13 protein-coding genes are annotated in these 12,412 nt (G+C 66.0%); 8 read left to right on the forward strand and 5 right to left on the reverse strand.

Annotated features, from left to right (window positions below; genetic code table 11):
• Positions 1 to 59: 59 nt before the first annotated feature.
• Complete coding sequence (locus tag GUI70_RS02960; protein ID WP_161880798.1) at positions 60 to 704, reverse strand: phosphatase PAP2 family protein; 645 nt, start codon at positions 702 to 704, stop codon at positions 60 to 62.
• Between the two features lie 192 nt (positions 705 to 896).
• Here GUI70_RS02960 and GUI70_RS02965 point away from each other — a divergent pair, with 192 nt between their 5' ends.
• From GUI70_RS02965 to GUI70_RS02975, 3 genes are all read left to right on the forward strand, one after another.
• The gene (locus tag GUI70_RS02965) at positions 897 to 1,916 is read left to right on the forward strand and encodes a LacI family DNA-binding transcriptional regulator (RefSeq protein ID WP_161880799.1); all 1,020 of its coding nucleotides are present in this window, start codon (positions 897 to 899) and stop codon (positions 1,914 to 1,916) included.
• 61 nt (positions 1,917 to 1,977) lie between these two features.
• On the forward strand, positions 1,978 to 3,324 hold the full coding sequence (locus GUI70_RS02970) for an alpha-glucosidase/alpha-galactosidase (protein WP_161880800.1): 1,347 nt from the start codon (positions 1,978 to 1,980) through the stop codon (positions 3,322 to 3,324).
• 2 nt (positions 3,325 to 3,326) lie between these two features.
• Positions 3,327 to 4,823, forward strand: coding sequence for a glycoside hydrolase family 36 protein (locus GUI70_RS02975; protein ID WP_161880801.1), 1,497 nt, complete (start codon positions 3,327 to 3,329; stop codon positions 4,821 to 4,823).
• 10 nt (positions 4,824 to 4,833) lie between these two features.
• Here GUI70_RS02975 and GUI70_RS02980 read toward each other — a convergent pair whose 3' ends face one another.
• A complete protein-coding gene (locus GUI70_RS02980; RefSeq protein ID WP_161880802.1) occupies positions 4,834 to 5,703 on the reverse strand; it encodes a DNA repair protein in 870 nt (289 codons plus the stop codon).
• Between the two features lie 91 nt (positions 5,704 to 5,794).
• On the opposite strand from GUI70_RS02980, the gene GUI70_RS02985 reads away from it, so the two are divergent.
• Positions 5,795 to 6,013, forward strand: coding sequence for a hypothetical protein (locus GUI70_RS02985; protein WP_161880803.1), 219 nt, complete (start codon positions 5,795 to 5,797; stop codon positions 6,011 to 6,013).
• 45 nt (positions 6,014 to 6,058) lie between these two features.
• On the opposite strand, the gene GUI70_RS02990 is transcribed toward GUI70_RS02985, so the two are convergent.
• Entirely contained in the window at positions 6,059 to 6,247 is a 189-nt protein-coding gene (locus GUI70_RS02990) for a hypothetical protein (protein ID WP_161880804.1), read from the reverse strand.
• Between the two features lie 115 nt (positions 6,248 to 6,362).
• On the opposite strand from GUI70_RS02990, the gene GUI70_RS02995 reads away from it, so the two are divergent.
• The gene (locus GUI70_RS02995) at positions 6,363 to 6,758 is read left to right on the forward strand and encodes an OsmC family protein (protein WP_161880805.1); all 396 of its coding nucleotides are present in this window, start codon (positions 6,363 to 6,365) and stop codon (positions 6,756 to 6,758) included.
• Positions 6,759 to 6,761: 3 nt separating this feature from the next.
• Here the strand turns inward: GUI70_RS02995 and GUI70_RS03000 are convergent, their stop codons facing one another.
• The gene (locus GUI70_RS03000; protein WP_161880806.1) at positions 6,762 to 7,145 is read right to left on the reverse strand and encodes a DUF2254 family protein; all 384 of its coding nucleotides are present in this window, start codon (positions 7,143 to 7,145) and stop codon (positions 6,762 to 6,764) included.
• Between the two features lie 393 nt (positions 7,146 to 7,538).
• On the opposite strand from GUI70_RS03000, the gene lsrK reads away from it, so the two are divergent.
• Together lsrK and GUI70_RS03010 are read left to right on the forward strand one after the other, a co-directional pair.
• Entirely contained in the window at positions 7,539 to 9,116 is a 1,578-nt protein-coding gene (gene lsrK, locus GUI70_RS03005; RefSeq protein WP_161880807.1) for an autoinducer-2 kinase, read from the forward strand.
• Between the two features lie 11 nt (positions 9,117 to 9,127).
• Positions 9,128 to 9,529 carry a cupin domain-containing protein gene (locus tag GUI70_RS03010; RefSeq protein WP_161880808.1) on the forward strand — a complete coding sequence of 134 codons (402 nt, stop codon included), beginning with the start codon at positions 9,128 to 9,130 and terminating at the stop codon, positions 9,527 to 9,529.
• Positions 9,530 to 9,534: 5 nt separating this feature from the next.
• Here GUI70_RS03010 and GUI70_RS03015 read toward each other — a convergent pair whose 3' ends face one another.
• Positions 9,535 to 10,068 (reverse strand): DUF1003 domain-containing protein, encoded by a 534-nt coding sequence (locus tag GUI70_RS03015; protein WP_202630379.1) that lies wholly within the window; start codon positions 10,066 to 10,068, stop codon positions 9,535 to 9,537.
• A gap of 291 nt (positions 10,069 to 10,359) precedes the next feature.
• Here GUI70_RS03015 and GUI70_RS03020 point away from each other — a divergent pair, with 291 nt between their 5' ends.
• Positions 10,360 to 12,396, forward strand: coding sequence for an HD domain-containing phosphohydrolase (locus GUI70_RS03020; RefSeq protein ID WP_161880810.1), 2,037 nt, complete (start codon positions 10,360 to 10,362; stop codon positions 12,394 to 12,396).
• Positions 12,397 to 12,412 lie beyond the last annotated feature (16 nt).

The raw sequence follows: 12,412 nt of genomic DNA on the forward strand, positions 1-12,412 counted from the left end.
AGCTCAAACCTCCCAGCCGGGTCAGCTGTAGGCGTTCTCCGTGTGGCGCTGGTGGGAGGCTAGTCGCGCTGGCGCCGTACCGTCGTGCTGTAGACGCCCAGCACCCAGGCCAGACCGGAGAGCCAACCCGCCAGCACGTCGGTGGGGTAATGCACGCCCAGATACAGCCGCGACCAGCCCACCGCCAGGGTAAAGAGCACGCCCAGCACCAGCACCAGCGGGCGGAAGGGGATGCGCCAGGCGAGCAGCATCAGGGCCACCACGAAGGCCATGCTGTACATGCTGTGGCCGCTGGGAAAGCCGGCGTCGGACTCCGGCACCAGCCGGGGCCACAGCTCGGGGCGCGGGCGATTGAAGATCAGCTTCAGGATGAAGTCAAGCGCCGCCGCGCCCGCCACTGACACCGCCCAGAACAGCGCCTGGGGGCGGAACTTCCACCAGAGAAACGCCAGAATAAGGGCGCTGAGCGGCGCGATGACACCGACCCCACCGATGGTCGTGAGGGTGATCGCCAGCTGGTCGAGCGCCGGACTGGCAACACTGTGCAGGCGCAGCAGCAACGGCGTCTCGAAGGCAAAACGCGCTTTTTCGAGCACGTCCTCGGCGATCAGGCCCACGATCAGCAGCGGCAGCAGAATGCCGAGAAACAGCCGCAGCAGTTGGGCCGGGCGGGCGGCGCGGGTGCGAGTGAGCAGGGTGGCCATGACTCCAGCCTGACGCCCCAAGGTTAGAGGGGGATCAAAGGAACCGCCGCAGCACCGGGAACCACCCCAGCGGCTGTTGACATTTGCAGTGGAGTGTCGTTTGATTGATTTGAACGTTCAAATGAATTCACACCATCCTGTCAACGCCATGACCAGCCCACTTCCCACCCGCCCTCCACCGGCCCGGCCCGGATGAACCGCACCACCCTCAAGGACGTGGCGGCGCGGGCGGGCGTGTCGCACCAGACCGTCTCCAACGTGCTTAACGATCATCCCTCGCTGCGCCCCGCGACCCGTGCGCGGGTGCTGGACGCCATTCGCGAACTCGACTACCACCCCAACCAGGCGGCCAGGGCGCTGCGCCAGCCGCAGACCACAACGCTGTGCTGCGTGTTTTACGACGCCGCACCTGTCGACATCGCCGATCCCTACCGCAATCTGATTCAGTCGGCCTTCATCGCCTCGGCCCAGGCCCACGGCTACAGTATGACCACGGCCTTCGTCCGCCGTTCGTCACCGGAAGACCACCGGGCGCTGCGCTCGGCTTTCTTGCAACAGCGCTTCGGGGGTGCGCTCCTGATCGGCTCCTCGCTCAGCGCCGAGCAGGTCGCCGAGCTGACCAGCTGGCAGCTGCCCGCCGTGCTGTTCGACCAGCAGCTGCCCGGCAGCGGAGTGGCCAATGTCAACGCCGATTACGCCGCAGGCATGGCGCAGCTGGTGGCCCACCACGCAGCCCAGGGCCGGACCCGCCTGGCGCTGATCTTGCCTGGCGACGATCCGGGCAGCACTGCCCTGGAGCGCCGCCAGGGTTTCGTCTCGGCGACCCGGCAGCGCGGCCTCGATGCTCAGATCGTCGAGGGTGACTGGACCGCTGCGTCCGGCGAGGCGGCTTTCCTGGCGCTGTGGCAAGGCGGCCCAAAGCCCGACGCGGTGCTGGCAGGCAACGACCGGATGGCCGCCGGGGCGCTGCGGGCCGCCCGGCAGCTTGGTCTGGACGTGCCGCAGCAGGTCGCCATCAGCGGGTTCGACGATTTCGAATTCGCCCGCTACACCGCGCCCACCCTCACCACCGTGCAGGTACCCTACGCCGAGATGGCCCAGGTGGCGGTCGGCCTGCTGGCCGGGCAGGTCGGTGGGCAGGCGACCAATGAGCTGGCGGCCCCCTCCCAGCGGCGGCTGCCCACCCGGCTGATCGTGCGCGAGTCGGCCTGAGCGCTCCTTCCCTCTCCCCTCTCTGTCCCCCTCTGCCCGCCCCCATCCCACGAGGTTTCCCATGACCAATCCCAAAATCGCTTTCGTCGGCGCAGGCAGCACGGTGTTTGCCAAGAATCTCCTCGGCGATATCCTCAGCTTTCCCGAACTCGCCCAGGCCGATATCCGCCTCTTCGACATCAACCAGGAGCGTCTCGACGTGACTGGGCAGGTCGCCGGACGGGTCGCCAGAACGGTCGGCGCGTCTCCCCGCGTCACCGCCACCACCGACCGTGAGCGCGCCCTGGATGGAGCCGATTTCGTCATCAACATGATCCAGGTGGGCGGCTACAAACCCGCCACCGTCACCGATTTCGAGGTTCCAAAGCAGTACGGCCTGCGCCAGACCATCGCCGACACACTGGGCATCGGCGGCATTATGCGGGCGCTCAGGACCGTGCCGGTGCTGCTCGACATGAGCCGCGACATGGAGCGGCTGTGCCCCGATACCTTGCACCTCAACTACGTCAACCCGATGGCCATGAACATCTGGGGGCTGGCGCGTCAGACGAGGATCAAGACGGTGGGCCTGTGCCACAGCGTTCAGCACACCGCTGAGGAACTCGCCCGCGATCTGGGCCTTCCTGCCGAGGAGATCGACTATCTGGCCGCCGGAATCAACCATATGGCCTTTTACCTCAAGTTCGAGCACCAGGGCCAGAGCCTGTATCCGAGATTGATGGAGCTGGCGAATTCGGGCCAGGTACCGGAGAGCAACCGGGTGCGTTACGAGATGCTGCGGCGGCTGGGCTACTTCGTGACCGAGAGCAGCGAGCACTTCAGCGAGTACGTGCCCTACTTCATCAAGGCGGGCCGCGAAGACCTGATCGAGCGCTTCAACGTGCCGCTCGACGAATACCCCCGGCGCTGCGAAGCGCAGATCGGCGGCTGGCAGGACCTTCAAACGACCTTGCAGGACCCAGACGCGCCGCTGGAAGTCAGGCGCAGCGTGGAGTACGGCTCGCTGATCGTTCACAGCATGGTGACGGGGCAGCCCAGGGTGGTTTACGGCAACGTGATGAACAGCCCCAGCGCCTTGCAGGGCGGCGGCGTGGGCAAACTCATCAGCAACCTGCCGGACGAGTGCTGCGTGGAGGTGCCGTGCCTGGTCGACCGCCAGGGGGTGCAGCCGACCCGTATCGGGACATTGCCGCCGCAACTCGCCGCGCTGATGCAGACCAACATCAATGTGCAGGCGCTGACGGTGGAGGCGTTGGTGACGGGCAAGCGCGAGCACATCTACCACGCGGCGATGCTCGACCCGCACACCGCCGCCGAACTCGACCTCGACCAGATCTGGGCGCTAACAGATGATCTCCTCAAGCAGCACGGCGACTTCGTGCCCAGCGATTTGCAGGCGGCAGACTGAGCATGCCCAGCCGCGAAAAGAGCTGGACCCTCGACGCCGATTCCTCGACCCTGCGTGTGCTGACCAACGGCTACCAGTCGTGGAGCGAGGCCGAGGTGCGCCCTTTGACCGACCTTCAGACGCGGGCCAGCCTGAAATGGATGATCGATCAGGGACAGGACCCGGCCTTTCCGCCCAGCGGTGAGGCGGGCGTATGGCGCAGTCATAGCCTGCTGGCGCTCATTCACCCGGACGGCGGCGGCTGGGTGGGCGCTCAGCTCGAAGCGTCGCGCACCTTCGCACACTGGGAAGCGCGGGCAATCGGCGACCGCGTGAGCGTCACCTGCACACTGGAGGGACCGGAGGTGGACATCGCCTGGGAGGAGACCAGCGACGTGATTGGCACGCTGGAGCGCCTCAGCGCCGAGCTGGGCCGCAACATGCAGGCCCGGACGCCCGCGCCGCTGCGGGTGTGGTGCAGCTGGTACAGCTATTTCCGGGGCGTCACCTTCAACAATATGATGGACAACGCCCGGCTGGCCCGCGAGCAAGGTCTGCCGTTCGATGTCTTTCAGCTTGACGACGGCTTTCAAGCTGATCTGGGCGACTGGTTCGAGACGAGCGAGCACTTCGGCGGCCACGCCAGAGACCTGCCTGCCGAACTGAAGGCCCTCGGCTTCCGGGCCGGGTTGTGGCTGGCTCCTTTTCTGGTGGGACCGAACTCCAAACTGTTCGGGCAGCATCCCGAGTGGCTGCTCAAGAACGACGCGGGTGAGCCGCTGCTGTTCGGCGACAACTGGGGCGGTCCGTATGCGGCCCTGGACACCACCCATCCCGAAGCACTGGCGTGGCTGCGCGAGCTGGCCGCCACCTGCCGCGCATGGGGCTACGATTACCTCAAGGTGGACTTTCTGTACGCCGCCGCCCATCCCGGCGTGCGCCACGACCCCAGCGTGGGCCGCGCCGGGGCCTACCGGCTGGGCATTGAGGCATTGCGAGCGGGCCTGGGCGACGAGGGATTCCTGCTCGGCTGCGGCGCGCCGCTTTCCGGCAGCATCGGGGTGGTGGACGCCATGCGCACCGGGCCAGACGTGGCCCCCTACTGGGACGACTCGGCGCGGCGGGTGCTGCTGGGCGACGGCAGCGTGCCGTGTACCCGCAGCGCCCTGCACACCGACCTGTCGCGCTGGTATCAGCACGCCTGGTATCAGCCCGACCCCGACGTGATGATCGCCCGCAAGGAACTGAGCCTCCTCAACTCGGACGAGCGTGGGTCACTGCTGGGCCTGCTCGACGTGATCGGCGGGTTGCGGGCCAGCAGCGACCCCATCGGGATGCTGGACGCAGCAGGTTTGGCACTCCTGCGGGAAAGCCTGACGATCAGCACGCCGGATGGACCCACCACCCTGGCACACAGTCACGGCGGAGCGGTCACCCACTTCAGGCGCGGCACCTTCAACCTGCTCGACACGGAGCAGGCAGGCATTAGAGCGCACAGCTACGCTCCAACACCTGCCTGACTGCGCTTCTTCAGCGCCCGCGCCCCGGACTGCCCAGCAGCGACACCAGCCGCTCGACCTGGGCCTGCTGGGCGGCCTCCAGCGAAGCAGCCGCCTCCTTCTGCACGACTTTCCACACCTCGAAGCTGCGCTCCTGGGTACGCACCACCGCACTATTGACGGTGAAGTGCAGGCTGGGCGACCGCTTCATGGCCGCCTCAATGCCCTCACCGCGTGCGCCGAGCAGCGCGCCCAGAATACCTTTTTCCTCGGCGCGGCGCTGCAACTCGCGCCTCAACGCGCGGTCCTTGATGCGCTCGACGACTTCCCAGGCGGCGTCCTGCACCAGATCGCGGCCCGGCGCGGCCCGGAAGACCTCCACCCACAGATCGTCGCCCTGACGTCCCGTGCGCTGGGCCGACCCGTTCGCAGCCGCGGCCCAGTGCGTCTCGAAGTCGCGGGCATCCTCGACGAGCACCTTGAGCTGACGGTTGCTGGGTTCCAGCGTGACCCGGTAGCCCTCCGGCAACACGGCCCAGGCGCTGCGGCCCTGCTCGTCGGCAGCCTGCATGCTGGCGTAAGCGGCGGCCAGCGTTTCGGGGGTGTCTGTCGCGCTGCCCAGACGGGCGCGGTCCGCGTAGAGGCCCAGTTCGCCGCCATCCTCCATCCGAACCTCGTGGCGCACATGGCGCAGGCCGTAGCCCCAGCTCTCGTGGGCCTGGGTCAGCGCGACGCTAAGCTGCTCGGCGCTGAGGTTACTCACGCTGATGTCGGGCAGCGCAGTACGCAGCAGGGCTTGCAGCGCCTGACGGGCCGCGCTGCTGACAGCCACGTCATCGGCAACGGGATGTGGTGCGTCTTTCTGGACAGCTTCTTTTCTGGCTTTGGTCGCTTGGGTCATCTGGCTCCTCGTGGAGGTGGGGCGGGTGCGCTGCTGGCCCTCACCTCGGGTACTATTCTGTTATATCACAAGTGAGGGGCTCGCATTTGGCATGTTCTCCGTCCCAGCGGTGCGGTCACCCTCACGCTCCCCGGTCGAGTTGCAAGATATCAGCGAGGAATTTGCGCTCCAGTCTGGGCACCTGGTCACCCAGCGTGGGGAGTTCATCGGCATCACCAGCATGGCTTCCTCGTTGGCCGGGCGGCTGAGCAGCTCGCCTCTAAATTTCATCGGATTGGGGGTGTGGGTCAGGGTAGAGCGCCAGGGCTGACGGTGCGCGCCGCTGGAGGCCGTTCCGGCAGCCAGCATACACAGCTCAATGATTTCCCTCGCGACACGCTCGGGGCGAGAACTGCCGGGTGGTGCGCCGCCGCAACTCATCAAGGAAAGCTCGGACGCGCAACAACGACTCGGCCTCAGGAAGGCACTCGAAAGCAAGCGGCCCGAAGTTGACTTCAGGAAAGCCGAGGTAGAGGTCGGCGAAGCGGGGCAGGGGTCGGGTCAAGGCGGCTCCTTGAAAGGCAATCTGGCCTCTCTATCTTACGCCGCTTTCCGGAGCGACTCTCGCCCCAAGATCCGCTTCACAGTGCCGAGCAGGTGGCGACCGCCATACTCGGCGCATGTCCATTCAGGTGCAGGTCAACCAGGTCAGCGGCAGCGCCGCCGAGGGGATCGCCCGCAGCCACCACGTACTGATCGACCGCCCCAGCGAGAAGGGCGGCGAGGACCAGGGCATGATGGGCGGCGAGTACCTGCTCGTCGCGCTGGGCGGCTGCTTCATGAGCAACCTGCTGGCTGCCGTCAAAGCGCGCGAGGCCGATATCAAGGGCGTGAAGTTGCAGATCGTCGGCACGCTGGAGAGTGCGCCAAGCCGCTTCAGCGAGATCGAGGTGCAGGTCAGCGCCGAGGCCAGTGACAGAGCGCAGCTCGAAAAACTTGTCGAGATGGCGGACAGGGCCTGCATCTCGTCGAATACTCTACGGCAGGCGGCGAAGGTGACGTTCACGGTACTCTGAATCTCAGCGGCGCAGCACCCCCTCGTTGCCGAGCAGCAACTGACGCAGGACGCTGTAGCGCGCCTCGATGTCGGCCCGGTCTCCCGAGCCCTCGGTGATGCACAGGGCGTCCTCGCGAAGCAGATCGGCGTGATGGCGACTCACCGCGCGGCCCTCCTGATCGTGCAGGCAGGACGCCGAGACGGTCAGCACTTCCAGGAGTCGGATCACCACACTGGGAATGCCCCTGCCGCACTGCCGGATCATGTCGAACATGCGCGCCAGCAAGACGCTGAAGTCTGTCACTGGCAGCACCAGCCGCAACTGGTCCACCCCGGTAAAAGACGCCGTCGGGCCAGCGGCGGTCTGGCAGGCTGGACAGCGCGTCGCCGAAACAGTTAATGACATCAATGGCTGTCACCAGGTTGTTGACCCCCCGGAGAGAGGGCGCGGGCAGCCACGTCGCCGAGCTGTCACACGCTGAATTCCAGGTCCTGATCGATGGTGCGATTGTCACGCTCTGAACCATGCCTTGCAATTTGACTCAGATGGCGGAAAGTTGAGGTGCATGTGGCGTCCAGGGGAGCGAGCGCGGCAGCTCCCGAACGAAGCCGGGCGGGAAGGCCCAGCCGCGCCAAGCCGCGCCCCGGGCGGCCCCCGATGGCTTTATAGTCTGAAACACCGACTCACCCCGCCTTCCGCAGCTATTCGGCATCCATTCCACAACCCGGCACCGCAAAGGGGAGTCATGACCAGTCAATTCGGCACAGCAGATAGGGTTGAGGGGGGCCAGCACATGCTGTGGATCGGCCCAGCGACGTGAGCGGCTACCTGCTGGCCATTGACGCGGGCACCGGCAGCGTGCGGGCCGTGCTGTTCACGCCGCAAGGCCATCAGCACGCCGTGGCCGCCCGGGAATGGACCCACGAGAACGACGGCACGCCCGGCGTGATGAACTTTGCTGTAGAACGCAACTGGGCCGTCATCTGCCAGTGTATCCAGCAGGTGCTGGAGGGCGGTGGGGTGCGGCCTGAGGACGTACTGGCCGTCAGCGCTTCCAGCATGCGCGAGGCCATCGTGCTGTATGACCGCCAGGGCCGCGAGATCTGGGCCTGCGCCAACGTGGACGCCCGCGCTGCCGAGCAGGTGCGCGAACTTCAGCGCGACCACGCCGACCTGGAGCGCCTGACTTACCGCAGCAGTGGCCAGACCTACGCGCTGAGCGCCGTGCCGAGGCTGCTGTGGATCAAGCGCCACCAGCCGGAGGTGTTCGCGCAGATTCACCGCATCAGCATGCTCAGCGACTGGGTGCTGTACAAGCTGGGCGGGGTGCTGGCCAGTGATCCGTCCAACGCCTGCACCAGCGGCATGTTCGATCTGGCCGCCCGGCAGTGGTCGGCGGACGGGCTGGACGACCTAGGCTTGCCACAAGACCTCTTTGCGCCGATGCTCGAATCCGGCACGGCTTACGGCACCGTGACCCCCCAGGCCGCCGAACAGACCGGGCTGCGACCCGGCACACCGGTGGTGATGGGCGGCGGCGACGTGCAACTCGGCTGCGTGGGATTGGGGGTGGTGCGCCCAGGGCAGGCGGCGATTCTGGGCGGCACCTTCTGGCAGCAGGAAGTCAATCTGGCGCGTCCCAGCATCCATCCAGAGATGAACATCCGGGTCAATTGCCACGCGGTGCCGGGGGTCTGGCAGGCCGAGACCATAGCCTTTTTCGTGGGCGCGGCGATGCGCTGGTTTCGCGACGTGTTCTGCACCGAGGAAAAGCAGGCCGCCGCCACGAGCGGGCAGGACGCCTATACCCTGCTGGAACAGCTGGCCCGCCACGTGCCTGCCGGGGCCTACGGGGTCATACCGATTTTCAGCGATGTGATGCGCTACAGCGCCTGGTACCATGCGGCCCCGTCGTTTCTCAACCTCTCGCTCGATCCCCAGCGGTCGGGCAAGGGCGTGCTGTTCCGGGCGCTGGAGGAAAACGCCGCCATCGTGACGGCCCAGAATCTGGCTTTAATCCGGGAGTTTACTCAGGTCGACAGCGAACTGCTGACTTTTGCGGGCGGCGCCAGCAAGGGGGAGTTGTGGTGCCAGATTCTGGCCGACGTGACTGGCAAGCCGCTGCGGGTACCGGTGGTCAAGGAAGCCACCGCGCTGGGCACGGCGATTGCCGCCGGAACCGGCGTGGGCCTCTACACTTCCCTGGCTGAGGGCGGCGAGGCGCTGGTGAGGTGGGAGCGCACCTATCAGCCGAACCCGGCCCTGGCCGAGCCGTATGCCGAGCAGGCTGGGCGCTGGCAGGCTGCTTACGCTGCCCAGCGCACTCTGGTCGATCAGGGCGTCACGTCCGCACTATGGAAAGCGCCGGGACTCTGAAGGAGAACGATATGCACAAAGCCAAGATCGACGAAACCCCACTGCGCTTCGACACCTACGGCCCCGGCTACCTCGCGCGCGGCCCGCGTACCGACTTCGGGGTGGTGGTGCTGCCGCCAGGACAGGACTTTCCCAACCATTACCACGAGCGCACCGAGGAAACCTTCTACACCCTGGAAGGTCACGTGGTGATGTGGACCAACGGCCTGAGAATCGAACTGGGGCCGGGCGACTACCACCGCTGCGACCCGATGGAGATGCACTACCTCGTCAACGAGGGCGAGGTGCCGTGGCGGGCGGTGTTCATCAAAGCGCCGCACAACCCAGGTGACGGCGTAACCGTGGACTGGAAGCCGGGGCAGCCGGTACCTGACATCGGACCGAGACTGACTGAAGAGGACCAGAGCCGTTGAGTTGATTATTCCGGCACAGGTTCGTCCGGAGCGTCGAGTGCCTTCAGGATGCTCTCTGGATCGCTGGCCCGCTGCAGGGCGTCGGCCTCGGCATCCTGGCGGTTTTGCACGCTGGGCAAATCGCGGCGCAGTTCTTCGAGGAGGCTGATCAGTTTGGCGCTGCGCTGCTCGGTCAGCAGAATGATTTGCAGCTGCAACTGCGAGCGCTGCTCGGCCAGCCGGGCCTGACGCGCCTGCGCGATGAGCACCGTGGACGTGATGATCAGACTCAGCACCCCGATCAGCCCCTGGAGCCAGAAGAACGGCGGATTGTCCCAGGCGTGGTGAATGAAGAAATTCAAGTTGAGATTGAGCACGATCCACAGCACAAACGAGGCCAGGGCAATGAAGATGAAGGTAGGCTGACCCAGCAGCCCCGCCAGGCGCTCGATCGGGCGGTGCAGAGTGGTCAGGCTGGCGCGCGACTGCTGTTCCAAGAGGGTATTGATTTCGGCATTTTGCGAGAGGAGCTGCTCGAAGCGGCGATCAGGAGAAGTCACGGCTCTTATTTTCAAGCTTTTGCGCGCGGCCAAGCGCCGACTCCGAAGCAATCCCCAAGAGTGTCGGGGGCGGTAGGCTCCTTATCTCCAAACAACCCGCTCCCGATGCCACTTTCCAGCCGGAGGTTAGAACGCCCCTGAAGGCTAAAATTCTTACCTGTTTCTCCGGCGAGTGTTAGTGCCAACAGTCACGGAGCTGTTAAGGTCAGATGAAGACGGCTTCATCCCGATGGCTCAGCCCCGTAAAAAGAAAAGGGCAAGATCCGATATGCTCCTTTGTGAAGGATCGATGTGAAGATTCCCGCCCCGAATGCCAGAGTCCTGCGCCGAGTCTCCAAGCGCAGCTGGTTTGCGGTCGGCGTGTTTCTGGCACTCCAGACGATCTTGTGGGGAAGCTGGCTCTGGTTCTGGCAGCGCCAGACGCAGGTTGCCGGAGTATCGGGGGTCCAGACACTCGACGAACTCGGCAGTCTGGTGGTGCTGGTGCTGGCGCAACTGCTGGCAGGCACTGTGGCCATCAGTCTCGCCCGGCTGCCGCGCATCATCACTGCGCCGACGCTGACACTCAGTTGCAGCATCTTTCTGAATATGGCCGGGTCGGGAATGCAAACCCACTTCGGTTTTGAGCGACCGGTGTGGTGGCGGCTGACGGACATGGTCACCTTGCTGAGTGCCATCTGGCTGATCTGGGTCAGCCGCCAGATGGTAGCGCGGCGGGCGCAGACCGAGCGGGAAGTGACCGAACGCGACGCCTTGACTGGCCTGCTCAACCGCGCAGGCTTCGAGCGACGCCTGGCCCAGCTGACGGGTCAGGCGTCCGTTGCCCTGATTCTGATTGACCTCAACGACCTCAAGAGTGTCAATGACACCGGAGGCCACAGCGCGGGCGATCAGCATCTGGTGAACGCGGCGCGCGCGCTCAAGGCAGCCCTGCCACCCGGCGGTCTGCTGAGTCGCTGGGGCGGCGACGAATTTCTGATCGCGCTGCCGAACACAGATCTGCTGGGGGCCAGTGCCTACGCGGCCGATGCCGCCCGGCGCGTGCCTCAGCCGCGCCAGCACCTGCCGCCCTTCGCGGTAGGTGCGGCCCTGATCCAGCCGCAGGAAGATCCGGCGCGCGCACTGGCGGTGGCCGACCAGCTGATGTATGAGGACAAGGCCCGCTCGCGCCTGGGCCTCAGTCAGCCTGTCCAACCCTCAAGCCGGTCACCCACAGGCCAGTCTGCCAATCAGGCCCTGCCGGGGCCGTACCTGCCAGGACCAGAGGAATTTACCCGCATGCTGGAGGGCCTGGAAACCAAGCACGCCATCTTGCAAGACGGTCTCGACAGCCTGCGGGCCTTGGTGGGCTTCGACGGCAGCTCCTACTACCAGCAGGTCGGTGACCTGATTTTCGCCACCTACATCAGCGGAGCCGAGACCCACCACCTGGCGGCGCTGGACCAGCGCTACGGGCGGCCGGTCGACATCGGCCTGCTGGGTCAGGCCATGGTGACCGGCGGCACGCTCGGCACTGCCGATTATCCCAGTGAGGTATGGGCCTTGCCCGAATGGAAGGCCGCCGGTCTCAAGAGCATCGTCGTGACCCCGGTGCGCGACGCGGGCCAGATTGTGGGGGCGCTCGATCTGACCAGCTACAGCACCTGGCGGGCCATCACACCGCAGGTCCGCCGCCTGCTCGAGGCCGTGGCGCTGAGGCTGGGGCATGTGCTGGAGCGCGAACGGGTGGTGGCGCAGATCGGGCGTACCCTGGAGGGCAGTTTGCGGGCGCTGGGACTGGCGCTCGAAACCCGCGACGTGGAGGCGTTCGGCCACACCATGCGGGTGGTCGAACTGGCCCGGCGACTGGGGCAGAGGCTTGGTCTCGATTCACGTCAGCGGCTCGACCTCGCTCACGGCGCGTACCTGCACGACATCGGCAAACTGACCATTCCCGACGCGGTGCTGCTCAAGGCCGGCGAACTGAGCGAGGCCGAAACCCAGGTCATGCGCCAGCACGTCGAGCGCGGTTTCGCCCTGGCCTCACGCATCGAGGGACTCGGGCAGGACGCTCTGGACGTCATCTTGTGCCATCACGAACGCTGGGACGGCCAGGGCTACCCGGCGGGCCTGAGTGGCAGCGCCATCCCGCTGCTGGCACGCATCTTCGCGCTGTGTGACGTCTACGACGCCCTGACCACCAGCCGCAGCTACAAGCCCGCCTGGAGCGTCACCGAGGCGCTGGATGAACTGCGCGCGCAGTCCGGCAAGATGTTCGATCCGGAACTCGTCGAGGTTTTCATGGGAGCGGCACAGGCCAGCCTGCAGGCGGAGGCGGAGACGGACTGATCCGGAACCGCCCACC

This window comes from Deinococcus alpinitundrae (assembly GCF_009982895.1).
Lineage (GTDB): Bacteria > Deinococcota > Deinococci > Deinococcales > Deinococcaceae > Deinococcus > Deinococcus alpinitundrae.

What these genes read in the sequence shown, in the direction of transcription:
- GUI70_RS02960 (WP_161880798.1), bottom strand. Translation starts at nt 704, where the DNA reads ATGGCCACCCTGCTCACTCGCACCCGCGCCGCCCGCCCGGCCCAACTG.
- GUI70_RS02965 (WP_161880799.1), top strand. Translation starts at nt 897, where the DNA reads ATGAACCGCACCACCCTCAAGGACGTGGCGGCGCGGGCGGGCGTGTCG.
- GUI70_RS02970 (WP_161880800.1), top strand. Translation starts at nt 1,978, where the DNA reads ATGACCAATCCCAAAATCGCTTTCGTCGGCGCAGGCAGCACGGTGTTT.
- GUI70_RS02975 (WP_161880801.1), top strand. Translation starts at nt 3,327, where the DNA reads ATGCCCAGCCGCGAAAAGAGCTGGACCCTCGACGCCGATTCCTCGACC.
- GUI70_RS02980 (WP_161880802.1), bottom strand. Translation starts at nt 5,703, where the DNA reads ATGACCCAAGCGACCAAAGCCAGAAAAGAAGCTGTCCAGAAAGACGCA.
- GUI70_RS02985 (WP_161880803.1), top strand. Translation starts at nt 5,795, where the DNA reads ATGTTCTCCGTCCCAGCGGTGCGGTCACCCTCACGCTCCCCGGTCGAG.
- GUI70_RS02995 (WP_161880805.1), top strand. Translation starts at nt 6,363, where the DNA reads ATGTCCATTCAGGTGCAGGTCAACCAGGTCAGCGGCAGCGCCGCCGAG.
- GUI70_RS03000 (WP_161880806.1), bottom strand. Translation starts at nt 7,145, where the DNA reads ATGTCATTAACTGTTTCGGCGACGCGCTGTCCAGCCTGCCAGACCGCC.
- GUI70_RS03010 (WP_161880808.1), top strand. Translation starts at nt 9,128, where the DNA reads ATGCACAAAGCCAAGATCGACGAAACCCCACTGCGCTTCGACACCTAC.